Source organism: Kitasatospora sp. NPDC001309 (genome assembly GCF_042896295.1).
In the GTDB taxonomy this organism is placed as follows: Bacteria; Actinomycetota; Actinomycetes; order Streptomycetales; family Streptomycetaceae; genus Kitasatospora.
Genome location: NZ_JBIAXC010000003.1, coordinates 37,687 through 55,651, shown reverse-complemented (window position 1 = coordinate 55,651; position 17,965 = coordinate 37,687). Strand labels below are relative to the sequence as shown.

14 protein-coding genes are annotated in these 17,965 nt (G+C 73.6%); 1 reads left to right on the top strand and 13 read right to left on the bottom strand.

Going from position 1 to position 17,965, the window contains the following annotated elements; translation table 11 throughout:
• Position 1: 1 nt before the first annotated feature.
• The 13 genes from ACFY2K_RS04230 to ACFY2K_RS04170 form a co-directional block, all read right to left on the bottom strand.
• A complete protein-coding gene (locus ACFY2K_RS04230; RefSeq protein ID WP_375887194.1) occupies positions 2–859 on the bottom strand; it encodes a class I SAM-dependent methyltransferase in 858 nt (285 codons plus the stop codon).
• Positions 860–910: 51 nt separating this feature from the next.
• Entirely contained in the window at positions 911–2,614 is a 1,704-nt protein-coding gene (locus tag ACFY2K_RS04225; RefSeq protein ID WP_387709513.1) for a GH3 auxin-responsive promoter family protein, read from the bottom strand.
• On the bottom strand, positions 2,601–3,131 hold the full coding sequence (locus tag ACFY2K_RS04220; protein ID WP_375887188.1) for a hypothetical protein: 531 nt from the start codon (positions 3,129–3,131) through the stop codon (positions 2,601–2,603). Before ACFY2K_RS04220 ends, ACFY2K_RS04225 begins: the two co-directional genes overlap by 14 nt.
• Positions 3,132–3,262: 131 nt before the next feature.
• Positions 3,263–4,495 (bottom strand): 3-deoxy-7-phosphoheptulonate synthase, encoded by a 1,233-nt coding sequence (locus ACFY2K_RS04215; RefSeq protein WP_380523211.1) that lies wholly within the window; start codon positions 4,493–4,495, stop codon positions 3,263–3,265.
• Between the two features lie 46 nt (positions 4,496–4,541).
• A complete protein-coding gene (locus tag ACFY2K_RS04210; protein ID WP_380586659.1) occupies positions 4,542–5,057 on the bottom strand; it encodes a hypothetical protein in 516 nt (171 codons plus the stop codon).
• 152 nt (positions 5,058–5,209) lie between these two features.
• Positions 5,210–6,412 (bottom strand): acyltransferase family protein, encoded by a 1,203-nt coding sequence (locus tag ACFY2K_RS04205; protein WP_380586656.1) that lies wholly within the window; start codon positions 6,410–6,412, stop codon positions 5,210–5,212.
• Positions 6,413–6,453: 41 nt separating this feature from the next.
• Entirely contained in the window at positions 6,454–7,806 is a 1,353-nt protein-coding gene (locus ACFY2K_RS04200) for an aldehyde dehydrogenase family protein (RefSeq protein WP_380586653.1), read from the bottom strand.
• Positions 7,807–8,904 carry a phenazine biosynthesis protein gene (locus ACFY2K_RS04195; protein ID WP_380523215.1) on the bottom strand — a complete coding sequence of 366 codons (1,098 nt, stop codon included), beginning with the start codon at positions 8,902–8,904 and terminating at the stop codon, positions 7,807–7,809. It lies immediately after the preceding gene.
• Between the two features lie 28 nt (positions 8,905–8,932).
• The gene (locus ACFY2K_RS04190; protein WP_375887173.1) at positions 8,933–10,078 is read right to left on the bottom strand and encodes an FAD-dependent monooxygenase; all 1,146 of its coding nucleotides are present in this window, start codon (positions 10,076–10,078) and stop codon (positions 8,933–8,935) included.
• Positions 10,079–10,112: 34 nt separating this feature from the next.
• Positions 10,113–10,595: a PPOX class F420-dependent oxidoreductase gene (locus ACFY2K_RS04185; protein WP_375887171.1), complete on the bottom strand. Its 483-nt coding sequence runs from the start codon at positions 10,593–10,595 to the stop codon at positions 10,113–10,115.
• Between the two features lie 161 nt (positions 10,596–10,756).
• On the bottom strand, positions 10,757–11,995 hold the full coding sequence (locus ACFY2K_RS04180) for an MFS transporter (RefSeq protein WP_380523217.1): 1,239 nt from the start codon (positions 11,993–11,995) through the stop codon (positions 10,757–10,759).
• 29 nt (positions 11,996–12,024) lie between these two features.
• Positions 12,025–12,849, bottom strand: a complete 825-nt coding sequence (locus ACFY2K_RS04175) for an oxidoreductase (protein ID WP_380396542.1) — start codon at positions 12,847–12,849, stop codon at positions 12,025–12,027.
• 64 nt (positions 12,850–12,913) lie between these two features.
• A complete protein-coding gene (locus ACFY2K_RS04170; protein ID WP_387709509.1) occupies positions 12,914–13,729 on the bottom strand; it encodes an alpha/beta fold hydrolase in 816 nt (271 codons plus the stop codon).
• A 290-nt stretch (positions 13,730–14,019) separates the two neighbouring features.
• Here ACFY2K_RS04170 and ACFY2K_RS04165 point away from each other — a divergent pair, with 290 nt between their 5' ends.
• Positions 14,020–17,877 (top strand): type I polyketide synthase, encoded by a 3,858-nt coding sequence (locus ACFY2K_RS04165; RefSeq protein ID WP_387709507.1) that lies wholly within the window; start codon positions 14,020–14,022, stop codon positions 17,875–17,877.
• Positions 17,878–17,965 lie beyond the last annotated feature (88 nt).

The window sequence follows — 17,965 nt, the reverse complement described above, 5'->3', positions numbered from 1 at the left end:
GTCAGCGCCGCCGCCCGTGGACGAAGAAGACCCGCCGCACGTCGCGCTCGCTGCGCGGCGGCACCGGGTCGGGCCAGCGCCCGAAGTCGGCGCCCGCCTCGCCGGGCTGGGTCGCCCGCACGTCGAAGCCGTGCCGGTCGAAGAGCTCCTCCGGCTCGTCCGTGCCGAACAGCCAGGGGCAGCCCCAGCCGCTGAACACGTCGAGCAGGCCGCGCATGTGGGGCAGGGTCAGGGCGGCCGCGTTGACGATGTCGGCGGCGATCCGGCTGCCGGGGGCCGAGATCGCGGCCACCCGCTCCAGGACGCGGTGGGCGTCGGGCGCGGGGACGTAGTAGAGGAGCCCTTCGAGCAGCCAGGTGGAGGGGACGGCGGGGTCGTACCCGGCGGCCTCCAGGCGGGCCTCCCAGTCGGGCTCGGTGAGGTCGACGGCGACCGTCCGGTGGTCGGTGCGCGGCTCGGTCGCCCCGAGCCGCTCGGCCTTGTGGGCGAGCACGGCCGGCCGGTCGACCTCGAACCAGCGCACCCGCTCGGGCCAGTCCAGCCGGTAGGCGCGGGAGTCCATGCCGGCCGGGGCCAGCACGATCTGGGTGGTGTCCTGGTCCTCGGCCGCCGCCCGGAGGTAGTCGTCGAAGAACCGGGTGCGGATCGCGTTGTAGTCGGGGGTGCTCGGGATGGTGCGCTCGCGGCCCGGCGGGAAGGTCGCGCGGATCACCTCGGCGAGCAGTTCGGGACCGATGTCCCCGGCGAGGGCGGCGGCGTACGGGTCCTCGTACAGCCGGTCCGGGCGCTTGCTCTCGGCGGCGCGCAGGGCGGCGGTGAGGAGCGCGGTGCGTTCGACGGCGTCCAGTGAAGCGGTCATGTCGGTCCTCCGGTTGGTGGGTGCGCAGGCCCGCGGCGGCTCGTCGCCGGCTCAGGGGGCTGCTGTGCCGTGTCCTTCGGGGCCCTGTCCGGTCAGCCGGGCCCACTCCTGCGGGTCCTGTCTGAACAGCCGGTCCTTGACCTGGGTGGGGCGGATGCCGCTCTCGACCCGGGCCTGCCAGTCGCGCAGGAAGGCGTCGGGGTCGAGCCCCAGGAGGGTCGGGGCGGCCAGCCGGCCCCGGCCGCGCGCCGTGCGGTAGTCGGCCGACTGCCGCTGGAGGGCCCGGTCGAGGAGGTCGGTGAAGCGCTCGGACTCCTCCGGGCGCCACGGGGTGCGCGGGGCGACGGCGAACTCGTAGCCCGGGGAGCGGTGCGGGGCTCCGGCGACCCGGCAGGCGACGTTGCGCAGTTCGAGGCCGGTGGCGTCCAGCGCGCCGTGCAGCGCCCTGGTCACCTGGGCGTCGCGCAGCCGCTCACCGGCGTGGTCGGAGCGGTTCGCCCGGCCGGCGTACTCCAGGCGCGGCACGCCGTCCTGGTGGTCGACGACCCGGACGACGTCGCCCACCGCGTACCGGTAGAGCCCGCCGACGTGGCTGAACACCACGTGGTAGTCGCGGTCCGGCTCCAGTTCGTGCGGCCGGAGGGTGGCGGTGTCGGGGCCGAGGTCCCGGTCGGCGTCGGCGAACTCGTACACCGCGGCGTTCGCCACCAGGCTGCCCGCCCGGCCGTGCCGGTCGAGGGCGACGCCCACCGGGCCCTCGGAGGCGGCCACGGGGGCGGGCAGGGCCACCACGCCGGGGCCGTACTCCTCGCGCAGCCGCGGGAGGTACAGCGAGGCCACCCCGGTGGTCCAGCAGAACAGGGCGCGCATCCGGGGCCAGACGTGGCACGGGCGCACGGTGCCGTGCCGCTCAGCTAGGCGCTCCAGTTCGGCGGCCCGGGCGGGGTCGGGGGCGCGGTGCGGCAGGCCGCCGAGGGTGCCGTCCCGGACCTCCCGGACGATCCGGGGCCACCACAGGTTCAGCTGGTACGGCAGGGCGGCGACCATCGCCGGGTTGATGCCGATGACGCAGCGGACGTCGCTCTCGACCGCGAGGCGCAGCCGCAGGTACATCTTCTCCGCGTGCCGGTCCGCCGCGACGGGCACCGGGAGGGTCGCCCAGGGGGCGCCGGTGCCGGGCTCCGCGGACAGCGGCTCCCCGAAGGCGGTCCCGAAGTCGACCTGGCTGGCGCCGACGTGGGGGCGCCCGGAGGCCGTGGTGGGCGGGGCCGCGACGGGGTCGTGCTTGAGGTTCAGCACCGCCCCGGGGGACTCCAGGACCTCCGGGAAGTGCTCGATGAGCGGCGCCCACGCGGCGTAGTAGAAGGGGAAGAAGGTGGTGCGCATGAAGCGGGGGGTGACCGGGATCTTCTTGTGGGCGCCGGTGCTGCCGCTGCTGGTGAAGAACACGGCGGGGTGGTCGGCGGTCAGGACGTTCCGCTCGCCGGCCGCGGCCCGTTCGATCCACGGTTCGAGGTCGGCGTAGGTCTGCACCGGGACGGCCCCGCGGTACTCGTCGAGGGTGCGGATCCGGGCGAAGCCGTGCCGCTTCCCGTACTCCGTGCCCGCGTTGAACTCCAGCAGGTCGGTCAGCACCTGCCGCTGGCTCCCGGCCGGGTCGGTGAACGCGGCCCGCAGGCCCCGCCGTTCGGCGAACACCCGCTCGCGGTAGCGCCGCAGCCGGACGGGGTCGGACCAGGCCTCAGCAGAACTCATAGGTGACCACCTCCCGGATCGCGGCCGCGGTGAGCTCCGGGCGGTCCAGTTCCTCGATGACGGTGACCGGCAGGTCCTGGATCTCGTCCCGCATGACCTTGGCCAGGTCGCTCTGGTACCGCCGGAAGCCGGCCGGGTCCGGCTGCGGGCCGTAGTGCTCCAGGACGTTGAGGTCGGCGCCCTGCCGGCTGCGCTCCCAGGTCGTCCCGGGCGGCACGTCGAGGTAGACCACCCGGATCGGCCGGGGGAAGGTGCGCCACCAGTCGAGCAGGGGGCTGTCCCCCGCTCCGGCGAGGCGGCACTTGGCCAGCAGCTTGTAGTAGTAGGAGTCGACGACGACGGGGGTCCCGGCGTCGGCGCGCAGCAGTTGGTCGCGCAGGTGGACGACGGCGGTCTGCACGAGCGTGGCGAAGAAGTCCGGGGACCAGACGCCCGGGTGCGGCGCCACGTCCTTGACGACGTTGCGGCGCAGCCGGCCGATGAGCTCGTGCTCGGGGGCGAGCCGGGTGTCGTCCACGGAGAGGAACTGCCACCGGGGCTCGGTCCGGGCGAGTCGGTCGAGGGCCGAGGACTTGCCCGAGTAGTCGGGGCCGAGGAGGACGCAGAAGGGCGGGTGCCCGCCGTCGAAGTCGATGGGAGTCCTCCTCGCTACAGGGCCGACAGGAAGGCGTCGACGGCCAGGGAGGCCTGCACCGGGTTGAGCCGGGGGTCGCAGAGGCTGGTGTAGCGCGCCGTCAGGGCCGCCTCGTCCGGCACGTTCGCGCCCACGCACTCGGTGACGTCGTCGGCGGCGGTCTCCAGGTGCAGGCCGCCGGGGCGGATCCCGACGCCGCGCAGGGCGGAGACGAAGCCCCGGATCTCGTCGCAGACGTCGTCCAGGCGCCGGGTCTTGATGCCGTTCGAGGCCTTGTAGGTGTTGCCGTGCATCGGGTCGCAGAGCCAGACGACGGGGTGTCCGGCGTTCTTGACGGCCTGGGCGAGGGCCGGCAGGCGGGTGCGCACGTCGTCCTTGCCGAACCGGGAGATCAGCGTCAGCCGGCCGGGCTCGCGCTCGGGGTCGAGGCGCCCGACCACGTCGAGCAGGTCCTGCACCTCGGCCTTGCCGCTCACCTTGCAGGCCACCGGGTTCATCACGTCGGCCAGCAGGCGCACGTGCGCGCCCTCGCTGTGCCGGGTGCGCTCGCCGATCCACGGGAGGTGGGTGGAGCCCAGGAACCAGCCGCCCGCGGACTCGTCGAACCGCACCAGGGCCGTCTCGTAGTCCATCACCAGGGCTTCGTGGCTGATCCAGGTGCGCCGTCCGATCGCCGGACTGCGGTCGTGCCGCCCCTCGATGGCGTCGGCCACCGTCTTGGCGGCCCGGTAGGCGCGCAGCATGCGCTCGGGGTCGTGTCTGCGGGCCGCCGCGTCCGGGGCCTCGGAGTTGACGATGTGGCCGCGGAAGGCCGGCAGCGGGCGGCCGTCGACGTCCTCGGTGGGCGCGGACCGGGGCTTGGCGAACTGGCCCGCGATCCGGCCGATCCGGACGACCGGGATCCCGGTCGAGACCGCGACGGTGTCGGCGAGGCGCACGAGGGCGCGCTCCTTGCGGACCGCGTGCTCGGCCGTGCACTCCGCGAAGTCCTCCGCGCAGTCGCCGGCCTGGAGCACGTGGGCGTCGCCGGCCGCGACGCCGGCCAGCTCGCGGCGCAGCTGGAGCAGGTCGGGCAGCCGGGTGAGGACGGGACGGCCGGAGAGGTCGGCGCAGACCTCGTCGCGCCGGGCCGGATCGGCCCAGGACGGCTGCTGGGCCGCCCGGTAGAAGCGCCAGCCGGTCTGGTCTCCGGCGTGCGAGTGCGGGGTGCGGGCCGCCTGTTCGGCGGTCGCGAGAGCCTGGGGCATGACAGTTCCTTCGCTGTGGTGAAGGGCGATCAGGCGGTGACGGGTCTCAGTCGTTCGCGAGCTGGACCATGTGCGGGTTGAACTGCTCGTGCACGTAGGCCTGTCCGCCGGCGGCGTAGTGGATGACGTACTCCTTGAAGGCGGAGTCCACCCACTGCTCGGTGAGGCTGTCCCGCCAGCGCATGAGTCCGGTGGACAGCTGTTCGCGGTGCTGGTGCACCTGCTGGTCGCGGAGCTGGAGGCCGATCGGGGTGAGCGCGTCGGGCACGCCCATCCGGCTGCGGGCGGCCCCGTCGAACACCACCCGGTTGATGCTGACCACCTCCTGCTCGGGGGTCACCAGGCAGGAGCGGCGCTCCAGGACGACGGCGGAGTCCGCGAGTCCGAGCGCGGAGCGGATGCCGTCCGGGAGGCGGCCGGCCGGGGTGTCGCCCTGGGCGTCGACCCGGATCGACAGGTCGTGGCCGGTGAGGGCTTGCAGGAGCAGGGTGGTGGAACCGTCGCAGGCCAGCAGCATCCGGGTGCTGGCGCTCAGTTCGGCGGTCGGCTGGAGGGGGCTCATCATCGGTCTCCTGGGCTGTTGTCGGTCTGCCGGAGGGGGGAGCGTCCTGCGGTCGCGCCGGGGCGAGGGGAAGGGAAGGGCGGGGAAGGGAGGGGGTGGCCGCGCCGGGGGGCGTGGCGCGACCACCCCGGTTCAGGGGGGTGGCGCGGGCGTCAGTGCGTCCGCACCGCTTCGGCCGGCCGGCCGTCGGGCTCGGCGCTGCCGGCACCGCCTGCGGCGCCGCTCGGCTGCGCCGGACGGCCGCGCGCGAAGCGCTTCATCAGCGGCTGCTCGACGCCGATGAACAGCAGCCAGGAGAAGAAGACGCTGATCAGCACTTCACTGGCGAGGATCCCGGCCGCGACCGGGGCGCTGTGCGACGCGCTGAGGCCGAAGCGGTCGACGAAGACGTGCACGGTGATGTCGTGGACCAGGTAGAAGGCGAACGAGACCTCACCGAGCCAGACGAAGACCCGCTTGCGCAGGAACGAGGGCCGGCCCGCGATGTCGGTGCTGGCCATCGCGGCGATCAGCAGGGCGACCGGGATCAGCGTCACCGCGCTCATCGCGTACAGCCACGGCACCCACTTCAGCTCGACCACGTAGGCGACGGCGACCAGCGCCAGCGCCGGCAGGACCGGGAACTTGATCCAGCGGCCGGTCATGACGATCCGGGCCATCAGGATGCCCACCGCGAACTCCAGGATCCGGAACGGCGGCAGCTGCCACACGAACCAGTACTGCCACACCGAGGCCTCGAACTTCAGCGGCATGGCCGGGGAGTCCGGCAGGACCGCGTACGCGACGGCGGGGACGGCGACCACGGCGGCGGCCAGGATGCCCACCCACAGCCACAGCCGCTCCGGCCGGATCCGCTGGATCGCCCGGTGCAGCAGCGGGAAGCACAGGTAGAAGACGGCCTCGACGGAGAGCGACCAGGCGGGCGGGTTGATGCTCTGGAAGACCTTGGCGTCCGGGATCCAGGTGTGCAGCAGGAAGAGGTTGGAGATCCCCGCCGTCCAGGTGGCCTTCATGTAGGCGAACAGCGCCAGCGCGATGAAGAAGGTCACCACGTGGTTCGGGTAGATCTTCATGAACCGGCGCCGCCAGAACTGCCGGGGCCTGTCCCCCGGGCGGGCCGACCAGGTCAGCACGAAGCCGCTGAGGACGAAGAAGAACCCGACGCCCAGCCAGCCCGCCTTGCTGACGGCGTGCGTGACGGATACGGCGGTGCCGCCCGTGAACGGCGTGTACGGCGGCAGGGTCGAGTGGAAGAGGAAGACCATGAACGCGGCGAAGAACCGCATGCCGGTCAGGGAGGGCAGCCGTGCGAAGCGCGCGGACGCGGGCACGGGTGTCCCGGTCGGACTGGACATGGTGAAGACTCCCGACGGTGGGGTGGGGGACGGCGACCGGGTCACCCGGCCGGTGTGACTACGCCCTTGGCGTCCAGCAGGAACTCGGTGTAGTTGCCGTCGTGCGGCATGCCCGGCACCAGCTCCCAGGGGAGGACGGCGCCGTCGGTGATCTTCCGGACGGCCGGGTCGAGCAGCGCCTGTCCGGTGATCGCGGCGTTCTCGGTCAGCAGGTTGAGCACCAGCGAGGGCCGCAGCGGGGCGATGCCGTCGGCCGGGCTCCAGGGGGCGACCACGACGAACGGGAAGGCCAGCTCGGTGCCGACGGCCGGGTGGTCCGCGCGGTCGGCGGCGAGGACCACGGGGCGCGGCAGGAAGGAGCCGTCGCCGAGGTCGACCAGGAAGTCCTCACCGTACAACGGCGTGCTGTGGTCGGTGAGTTCGGTGGCCAGCTTGGCCATCTGCCGGCGCAGCCCGTCGGCGCGCTCGCGCCCGACGACGAGCAGCACGCTCTCCGGGTCGGCGGCGGGCAGCACCGGCAGGTGCGCCAGCCGTCCGGCCAGGGCGGCCGCGGTGTCGTGGACGTCGTTGCTGGTCAGGACGGCCGAGAGGTTGGTGCAGCGGGTCCCGCCGTCGAAGGCCGCACTGGTGGCCAGGTGGTCCAGCAGGGCGTCGGTCAGCGGCAGGTCCAGCAGGGCCCGGGAGCGCCCCGGGCCGCGGGTGGCGACCCGGGCGCGGTCGCTCCAGTCGCTCACCGCCTGCTCGTTGCCGTAGATGATGCCGCGGTCGGCGGCGTTCAGCAGGAACGAGCCGACGGCGTGCGGGCTGGGCAGCAGGGCCAGCTTCTCCGGCGCCAGCCCGGCCGCCAGCAGGGCGGCCGCCAGCCGGCGCGGGGTGAACGGGTCGCGGCTGCCGGGCCGCACGACGACGCTGTAGCCGTGGTGCAGCGGCTGCACCCAAGTGGCGTGCGGCAGCGGGTGGTTGCTGGCCATCACGGCGGTGAAGAGCCGGCCCGCCGGCGCCCGGTGGACGCGGTGGGTCGGCGTCAGCCGGGCGGCGGGCAGCTCCGCCGCGGTGGTGGCGGGCAGTTCCTCGATCTCGGCGGCCATGTCCGCCAGGCCGCGCCGGACGGTGGTGGAGGCCAGGCCGGTGCCGCGCACGGTGTGGCGCACGTACGCGTCGGCGCTCTCGCCGTCCAGTTCGGCGGTGGCGAACAGCCGCGCGGCCGTACGGAACACCTCCGGCTCGGGGGGCAGGCCGTCGGCGTCGCGGCGCAGCCGGTTGACGGCGGCCTGGGCGGCGAGCCGGGGGGCGAGGCCGACGTCCGCGAGCGGTTCGCCGTGCACGTCGGTCAGGACGGTGCGGTCGGCGCTCGGCCGGTGCTCACCGGCGACCAGCGGGTCGATGACGAGCACTCAGTACACCCCCTCGACGACGTCGGCGTCCTCGAAGGTCGCCACGCTGGTCACCTCCGCGAGGCCGTCGACGCCGCCGTCCGAGGTCGGCCGGACCCGCACGGCGGTGTCCCGCTCCAGCACGTTGGGCAGGAACATCTCCTCGCTGACCAGGTGCAGTCTGACCCGGCCGCGCTCGCCGTAGCCGACCGGCTCGCCGTCCTCGTCCACCAGGTCCAGGCGGGTGGTCTCGGCGAAGGGCTCGAAGACGCAGGCGTGGACGTCCTCGGGCGTCCGGACCCGCTGCGGGGCCACGCCCATCAGGCTGTTCCCGTAGATCCCCACCAGGCGGGCGTCGGGGAAGAAGTCCTCCCGCACCACGCGCAGGCTCTCCGGGCTGAACGAGGTGCCGGCCCAGATGATCGCCCCGACCCGGGAGGCCACCAGTTCGTGCAGCTCCGGCCGGGCGCAGATGGCCTCGATCAGCGGGGGCGTGGTGCTCAGCACCCGCACCGGCTGGCTCAGCAGGACCTCGCGGGCCTGGTCGAGGAGGTGGTCGATGTAGTCGTCGGCCTCCTGCTGCCGGCCGGAGCCGAGCAGGCGCTTGACCCAGCGCGGGTCGAGGTCGACGGTGTAGCACAGGCCGCCGGCGGGCTCGGCGTAGCGGGAGGTGTCGAAGGCCACCACGTGCGGGCCGGTGGGGCCCAGGTGCAGCCAGTCGCCGGTCGCGGGCACGCCGTGCTCGGTCAGCAGCCGCCTGGTCCAGGCGCCCATCCGGGAGCGGTAGTTGCCGTCGACGATCCGCTTGGGGGCGCCGGTGGTGCCGCCGGACTCGTAGACCCGGAAGACCTGGCCCGGTGCGGCGCCCCGGGGTATCAGGTCGGCCGCCGGGACGGTGCGCAGTTCGCGGCTGACGTCGGGGAAGCGGAGCAGGTCGGCCGCGCCGGCGACATCGGTGCGCGGGTCGAAGCCCAGGTCCGCGCGGCGGGCGAGCCAGAACGGCGAGCCGGTGCGGTCGTCGAAGTGCCAGGCCATCAGGGCGCGGACGTGGGCGTCGAAGTCGGCCGCCCCGAGGGGTGGGCGGTGCGGGTCGGGCAGGGGGGCGGGGGTGCTGGTCACGCGTTCGTCCCTTCGGAGCGGTGCGGCGTCAGATCGGCTGGTTGAGCGCGTCGTCCACCTGGTGGGCGACGGCTTCCAGGCCGTTCCGGATGAAGTCGAGCTGCCGGTCCAGGGACGCCTGGTCGGTGGTGTTCATCTCGGACAGGAGGATGTTGCGGGAGGCGTCCTGGGCGATCTTGGCGCGGACGAAGCGGCGGTCCTGGAACTCGGCCAGCAGCTCGCGCAGGTCGCCGTCCCGGCCGAGCGTCTCGCCGAGCACGGCGGCGTCCTCGATGGCCATGGCCGCGCCCTGGGTGCGGTGCGGCGCCATCGCGTGGGCGGCGTCGCCGAGCAGCAGCAGCCCGTCCTGGTACCAGGGCAGCGGGAGGAGCACCTCCTCGATCGGCGCGTACACGATGTCGTCGTCCGGCTTGATGCGGTCGCGCAGTTCGCCGATCAGGCCGGTGTAGCCGGCCAGCCGCTGGGTGAGGTGGCCGTGGAAGTCCTCCCGCGCGTGGCGCGGGTTGCCCGGCTCGGGCGTCACGTGCAACAGGTACATGACATCCGTATTGAGCGGGAAGAGCCCTGCCTTGGTGCCCATGCCCTGGAAGTACATGTTCCGGGTGACCTCGGGGTGCCGTTCGAGGGCCACCCGCCACACCGAGTAGCCGGTGAACCGGGGCTCGATGCCGAGGGCCGCCTTGCGGAAGGAGGAGCGGATCCCGTCGAACGCGACCACCAGGTCGTAGTGCTCGGTGCTGCCGTCGGTGAGGACGGTCTCGACCCCGCCGTCGGCGGTGGTGCTCATCTTCTCCACCGAGGTGCCGTAGCGGATCACCGTGCCCACGTCGACGCAGGCCTTCTCCAGGATCCGGGCCAGGTCCTTGCGCTGGATGGCGCAGTTGGCGGGCACGCCGTCGACCCCGAGCTTCGACCGCAGCGCGAGCAGCAGCCGGGAGGCGGAGTCGTGGAAGTCGACGCGGTCGAAGGTGAAGCCGTGGCCGAGGACCTCGTCGAGCAGGCCGAGCTGCCTCAGGGCCCGCAGCGCGTTGCCCGGGATGTTGATGCCGACGCCGGCGACGAGGTTCTCCGACTGGATCTCGACGACGGTGGTGTCGATGCCCTGCTGTCCGAGTGCGGCTCCGGCGGCGAGACCGCCGATGCCCCCTCCGATGATCAGGATGCGGCGCTTCACTGTGACTCCTCACGCATGGGTGGACGGTTAGCGGTCACTGGTGCTGTTGCTGTTGCTGGGGCTGGGGCAGGCCCGCCACCCAGCGCGCGTGGTCGCGGACGAGCTGCCGGTCGGGGGCGACGAGCAGCAGCACGCGGTCCGAGGCGATGAACTCCTCGGCGAAGGGGCCGCCCAGGTACTTGCGGGACAGCTCGTCGATGTGCTCGCGGGCCTCGGTGCCGAGGACCTCCTCGACCACCCGGCCGCGGATCTCGGCGAAGTTCAGCGGGTCGTCCTGCTGCCAGATGGTGACGGTGGCCCGCGGGTCGCGGCGCAGGTTGCGCACCTTCTGCCGCCCCACCTCGCTGTTGAGGGCGAGGTACTCACCCCGGGTGGAGACCCAGACGACCTGGGTCTGCGGGGTTCCGTCGCGCATCAGGGTGGTCAGGGCGGCGAAGTTGGGTCCGTCCGCGAGGGCGCGGACCTCCGGGGCGAGGCGGTGACCCGTCTCGACTTCCATCTCCTGGTGAGAAGACATGCTGTGTCCTTCCTGCGGGATGGGGTTCCTTCGTTCGGGACGCGCTTCCTTCGTCGGCGCCCGGCCGCCGGTGGTACGGCGGTGGACGGTGCTGGAGGTACTGGAGGTGATGGACGGCGGTGGACGGCGGTACGGCCGTGGACGATGCCGCGCGGCGCGGTTCAGCCCCGCAGCGCGGGGCTGGACTCCTCCGCGTCCGTGGGCGCGGCCACCGGCTGCGGGCGCTTGCGGTTGCGGCGCAGCGCTCCCACGCTGACGACGAGGGCGAGGCCGGCCAGCAGCTCGAAGCCGGCGCCGGCCAGGGGGTTCCAGCGGAGCATGTCCGCGTCGGCGAGCAGTCCGCCGACCGCGGCGGCGGTCATCTGGCCCACGTAGACGGCGCTGTTGTTCAGCGCCAGGAGCATGTCGCCGCGGTCCCCGCCGATGCCCAGGGCCCGGTGCAGCAGCAGCGGGAAGCTGGGCCAGTGCACCAGGCCCCACACGCCGACGGCGAGCGCCGCGACCAGCGGCCACTGGAGGGTCGGGGTGAGCACCACGAGCCAGAGGCCCAGCGCGGTGATGGTGATCGAGAGGCCGACGACCGAGCCGAAGCGGTCGGCCAGCCGGCCCCCGACGAAGACCCCGCCGAAGCTGCCGACGCCGAAGAGCAGCAGGACCCAGGACTGCTGGCCGGCCGACAGCCCGGTGACCTGCTCCAGGATGGAGCCGAGGTAGGTGTAGACGGTGAACGTGCCCGCCGTCCACAGCGCCGTCACCAGCAGGTGCGTGGGGGCCTGCGGGATCCGGATCGCGGCCATCCGCTCCCGGACGGTGGCGCCGGGGCCGGTGGGCACGTCCGGCAGGAAGAACTGGATGCCGGCCACGGTCACGGCCGCGAGCACCGCGACCAGGCCGAACGCCCAGCGCCAGGAAGAGAGTTCGCCGATCCAGTTGCCGATCGGCACCCCGAAGGCGATGGCGCTGGTCATGCCCGCGTAGACGATGGCCAGCGCCCGGCCGCGCACCTCGGGCGGGCTGATCCGGGCGGCCACCGCGGAGGCGTTGGCCGAGTACAGGGCGGCGCCCGCGCCGGTGATCACCCGGCTGATCAGCAGCACGGTGAAGTTGGCCGAGACGGCCGACAGGAGGTTGCCGAGTCCGAAGACGAGCATGACCCCGATGAGCAGCGGCTTGCGCCGGAACTTGGCGGTGAGCCCGGCCAGGATCGGCGCTCCCACCGCGTAGGTGGCGGCGAACGCGGTGGACGTCTGGCCCGCGAGTGCCGTCGAGAGGTGCAGGTCCCGCCCCACCGCCGGCAGCAGGCCGGCGACGATGAACAGGTCGGTACCGGTTGCGAACGTTCCCAGCGCGAGCAGCCAGACCCGAGGGTCCACCCGCCCCGCCGAACTCGCCGAGCTCATCGGGGTCCTCCTTCTCCGGAGACGGTTGATCAGATGGCGGTGTCCAGCGCGAGCTCCCGCCAGGTGTCGAGCTCCTTGGCGACGGTCTCGAGCTTGCTCTCGACCCGGGCGACGCAGTCCGCGCCGAGCGGCAGGCGCACCGGGGGCGCGTCCGACGCGGCCACGGTGACGATCGCGCGGGCGGCCTTGACCGGGTCACCGGGCTGCTGGTGGTTGTTGTCCACCGCCCAGTCGCGGGTCTTGCCGACGGTCTGCGCGTAGTCGTCGATCGGGGTGGTGCTGTGCAGCGAGGAGGCGTCCAGGAAGTCGGTGCGGAAGACCCCGGGCTCGATGATCGTGACGTGGATGCCGAGCGGGGCGAGGTCGGCCCGCAGGGCCTCGCTGAGGCCCTCGACGGCGAACTTGGTGCTGTTGTAGATGCCCCAGCCCGAGCCGGCCGTGAACCCGCCGACGGAGCTGATGTTGAGGATCCGGCCGGACCGCTCCCGGCGCATGTACGGCAGCACCGCCCGGGTGACGGCGAGCAGGCCGAAGACGTTGATGTCGTAGACCGCGCGCGCCTCGGCGTCCGAGGCCTCCTCGACGGCGCCGAGCAGCCCCCGGCCGGCGTTGTTCACCAGGACGTCGATCCGGCCGAAGCGCTCGTACGCGGCCCGCGCGACCTCCTGCGCCTGCTGCTCGTCGGTCACGTCGAGCGGCAGGTACAGCACCTCGCCGCCGGCGTCGCCGAGCGCCGCACGCACGACCTCCGTGTCACGCGCCGTCGCGACGACCTGGTGACCGCTGGCCAGCGCCTCCCGGGCGATGTGCAGGCCGAGGCCACGGGAGCTGCCGGTGATCAGCCAAACGGACATGAACTTCCTCCAACTATCGGTGTGTTGCGGCGGCCCGACGGGCCGGGACCAGCGGGTGTGGTTCTCAGGTGCCGGTGTGCTGCGCGAGGAACGGGCCGAGCACCGCGGCGAACCCCTCGGGGTCCTCCGCCAGCGCGTTGTGGCCGGTCTCGATCTCCGCGTAGACGGCACCGGGTATGCCCTCGCGCAGCAGCAGCTGCTGGTTGGCTCCGCAGACGCGGTCGTGCACGCTGGCGAACACCAGCGCCGGCGCGACGACGGCGCCGAGCAGCGGACGCAGGTCGACGGTGAGGCCGACCTCGAACTGCCGCGCGGTGCCGGGCTGGAAGTTGTCGGCGATCTGCCGGACGAGCTTCCCGTGCTCCGCCTCGTTCGTCGCCTCCCAGTAGCAGGGGCCGAGGGTGGCCAGCGGGAACATCTGCGGGACCAGCGCGGTGCCCAACTCCGCGTCGGTGCGCAGCAGGTCGAGCGAGTAGCGGAAGTCGGCCGTCATCCGCTCGTCGGTGTACGCCCAGCCGGCGTGCGAGACGACCGAGCGCACCCGCTCGGGGTGCTCGGCCGCGAGGCGCAGCGCCACCACGGCGCCGAGGGAGTGGCCGGCGAGGTGGAAGGTGTCCAGGCCGGCGTGGTCGGCCACCGCCAGCACCTCCGCGACCAGGTCGCCCAGGGTCAGCGGCCCGCCGTGGTCGACCGTGTCACCGGAGCCGGACAGGTCCGGGGTGACGACGGTGAACTTCCCCCTCAGCTCCTCGACCTGCTGGGCCCAGGCGGCTCCGCGGGTTCCGGTGCCGTGCACCAGGACCAGGGCCGGCCCGCTGCCTTCGATGCTGTACGCCACCTCGGCGTCGCCGCCGCTGATCCGTATCCCCGTGCTCGGCATGTCAGGTGCCTCCTCAGGATTGGTCGACTACCGGACAAGATGGGACCATGAGTCGAGGTTGGATGCAAGTATCACTTTTTACTGAAAGCCAAGTAAGCGAGCGATCTGGACCACACCCGGAGGCGCCGCGCGACCGCCCGACGGCGGAGCGGCGCAGGTGAGGGGCCCATTCGGTGGCCAGCGATGCAACTAGGCGGCGCGGGTTCAATCTTGACCTTGCATCAATGATTGAACGACTATCACTTCTGTAGCACCGATGCTTCGCTCGTACATGAAGGCAGGTACGCCCCATGGATCAGCCCGAAGTAGCGTCCGACCGCTCGATCGCCGTCATCGGCCTGGGATGCAGGTTCCCCGGCGCCTCGAACGCCGACGAGTTCTGGGAGCACCTGATCGGCAATGCCGACAGCGTCACGGCGATTCCCGGCGACAGGTACGACGCGGCCGCCCACCACTCCCCCGACCCGGCCACCCCGGGCAAGTCCATCTCCGCGAAGGGCGGGTTCATCGACGACCCCTTCGCCTTCGACCCCGGCTTCTTCGGCATCTCGCCCGCCGAGGCCCGCGCCATCGACCCCCAGCACCGCGTCCTGCTCCAGGTCGTCTGGGAGGCGCTGGAGGACGCCGGCATCCGCCCCTCCGCCCTGGCCGGCAGCCGGACCGGCGTCTTCGTCGGCCAGGCCACCGCCGAGTACGGCGACGAGCACCGGCCGCTGACCGACCAGGACATCTGGCGCACCGTCGGCAGCCAGCTGCGCTCGATGGCCTCCGGGCGCATCTCCTACGCGCTGGACCTGCGCGGCCCCAGCATCGTGCTGGACACCGCCTGCTCCTCCTCCCTGGTCGCGGTGCACATGGCCCGGCAGAGCCTGCTCACCGGGGAGAGCGATCTCGCCGTCGTCGGCGGCGCCAACATCGTCCTCTCCCCCCGGGACGCCGTCGCCTACTCGCAGGCGGGCATGCTCTCGCCGGAGGGGCACTGCGCCTTCGGCGACGCCGACGCCGACGGCTTCGTGCGCAGCGACGGCGTCGGCGTGGTGCTGCTCAAGCGCCTCGCGGACGCCCGGCGCGACGGCGACCCGGTCCTGGCGGTGCTGGCCGGCAGCGCGGTGAACAACGACGGGCGCAGCAGCGGACTGCTGGTCAAGCCCTCCGTCCCGGGCCAGGTCGAGATGGTCCGCGAGGCCTGCCGCAGCGCCGGGATATCCCCGGCCCGCCTCGGCTACGTGGAGGCGCACGGCACCGGCACCGCCGTCGGCGACACGGTGGAACTGTCCGCGCTGGCCGCGGCGGCCGGCCCGGCCCGCGCCCCGGGGCGGCCGCTGCGGACCGGCTCGGTGAAGAGCAACATCGGCCACGCCGAGGCGGCCGCCGGCATGGCGGGGCTGATCAAGACCGTCCTGATCGCCCGCCACGGCGTCATCCCGGCCTCGCTCCATCTGAACAGTCCGCACCCGCTGATCGCCGCCCCGGACTCCCCGGTCCGCGTGGTCACCGAGAACGAACCCCTCGGGGACGGCGACGACACCTACCTCGGGGTCAGCTCCTTCGGCCTGTCGGGGACCAACGCCCATGTCGTCCTGAGCCCTTACCCCGCCGAGGCCGCCGCGGCGGACGCCTCGGTCGCTTCGGCCGCCTCGGTCGCCTCGGCCTCCGGTGCGGACGCCGCGACGGACGGGCGCCCCGAACTGCTGGTGTTCAGCGCCCGCTCCCAGCGGTCCCTGGAACGGCTCGCGACCGCCTACGCCCGCCACCTGCGGCCCGGCGGCGCGGGCCACCGGGAGCCCCTGCGCGACGTCTGCGCCGCGGCCGCGCTGCGCCGCGACCACCACCCGTACCGGATGTGGGCGATCGGCGACAGCCACGAGCAGCTCGCCGACCGGCTGGAGGCACTGGCGGCCGGCGAGGAGATCGCCGACGGCGGACGCGGCGAGGCCGGCTTCGGCCCGCAGCGGCGGACGGTGTTCGTCCTGCCCGGGCAGGGCGCGCAGTGGCCGGGCATGGGGCGCCGGCTGCTGGCGGACTTCCCCGCCTTCCGCGAGCGCATGGCCGAGTGCGACGCGGCGGTCCGGGCCGAACTGGGCTGGTCCGTCGTCGAGCTGCTGAACCGCGAGCAGGAGGAGTTCCCCACCTACATCGACGTCGTCCAGCCGGCCCTGTGGGCGATGGAGGTGTCGCTGGCCGCCCTCTGGCAGGACCTCGGCGTCAGCCCCTCCGCATGCGTCGGGCACAGCATGGGCGAGGCGGCCGCAGCCGTGATCACCGGCGCCCTGTCGGTGCGCGACGCCGCCGCCGTCATCTGCCGCCGCAGCCGGCTGATGGCCCGACTCGGCGGCCGGGGGCGGATGCTGGCCACCGACCTGTCCCCGGACGAGGCCGAGCGGATCGCCGCCCGCTACCCCGACGCGCTGTGCGTCGCGGTGGAGAACTCGCCGCACTCCACCGTCCTCGCCGGGGATCCGCAGCACCTCACCAGGCTCGCCGAGGGCCTGACGGAGCGCGGCCGACTGGCCCGGTTCGTCAACGTCAGCGTGGCCTCCCACTCCCCCGACATGGACCCGCTGCGGTCCGAACTGCTCGACGCCCTCGCCGACCTCGCCCCGCGCGGCACCTCGCTGCCGCTGCACTCCACCGTGCGCGCCGAGCCCGTCCCCGGGACGGCCCTCGACGCCGGGTACTGGATGGACAACCTGCGCCGCCCGGTGCGGTTCGCCGGTGCCGTGGCGCGGCTGGCGAAGCAGGACGAGAGCGTCTTCCTGGAGATCAGCCCGCACCCGCTGCTGACCTCGGCCGTGGAGGAGACCCTGGAGGCGCTCGGCGCCCCGGCCTTCACCGTCGCCTCGCTGCGCCGCAGGGAGCACGAGGGCGCCGAACTCGCCCGCGCGGCCGGCCGCCTGCACGCCGCCGGCGCCGGCCTCGACTTCACCCGGTGGTTCCGGGGCGCGGTCCGCCCCGTGCCGCTGCCCCGCTACCCCTGGGACGACGAGCACCTGCGGGACCCGGCCGCCCTCCCGGCGGCCACCGGCTTCACCTACGAACGGCCGCTGGACATCGAGGCGTTGGGGGTGTCGTTCCGCGGCACGGCCGTCGTCCCGCCGATGCTGTACGTCGACGCCGTGCTGAGCGCGGCGCGCTCCGAACTCGGCGGGCAGCACCGCCTGGTGGACGTCACCCTGACCGGGGAGCTGGTCGACCGCAGACAGGCACTCGGCGCCACCCTGCGGGTCCGGCTGCGGCCCGAGGGCGCCGACCACCTCGCGACCGTCCAGGTCGTCGGCCCGGGATCGGCCGGCGAACCGGCCCTGACCTGCCTGACGGCCCGCGTCACCTCCTCCCCGCCCGGGGGCGGCGCCTCGCCCCGGAGCCTGGACGCGCTGCTGGCGCAGTGCGGCGAGTACCTGCCCGGGCCGGACTTCTACGACGAGGTCCGGGGGTACGGCTACGACGTCCCCGACGAACTCGCGGGCGTCCGCCGGCTCTGGCGGCGCCCGGGCCTCGCGGTGGCCCGGATGCACCTGCCGGCCCCCGGGCACCCCGCGGCCTGGGAGGTGCCGCTGCAGCCGCTGCTCGCCGTGCTGCCCCGCGGCGGTCCGGACGGCACGAGCCACAGCTACCTGGCCGTCGGCATCGACGCCGTGACGGTGCACGGTGACGCGACCGCCCTGGCGAAGCCGGTGTGGAGCTCGGCCGCGCTCCGGCCGGTGGCGGAGGGCACGGCGTCCGGCGACTCCGTCGTCCGCGCGGACGTCGTGCTGCACACGGACGACGGGGACCACGTGCTGGCGGAGCTGCACGGGGTCCAACTCCTGCGGCTGACCGGCACGGTGGCACCGGAGGCCGGGCCCGGGCATGCGCCCGCGACCGCGACCGCATCGGCAGCTGAGGCCGCCTCCGTCCCCGCCACCGTTCCTGCCCCCGCGCCGGCCGCCGACCGCGAGGCGGCCGTGCTGACGCACGCCGCGGCGCTGCTCGGCACCACCCCCGAACGCATCGACCGCCGACGGCCGTTGCGCGAGCTGGGCCTCGACTCCATCACCGCCGTCCGGCTGCGGCAGCGCATCCGGACCGCCATGGGCATCGACCTGCCCGTGGGGCGCCTGCTCGGTCAGGAGACCATCGGTCGGCTACTGGAATCGACTGAGGTTTAAACGAATACTACGCATCAAAGTTAACTTCTGGTATAACTCCGCAGAGGAGGACCGGGCCCGGCCGTACGGGCCGCGCTACAGATGGTTA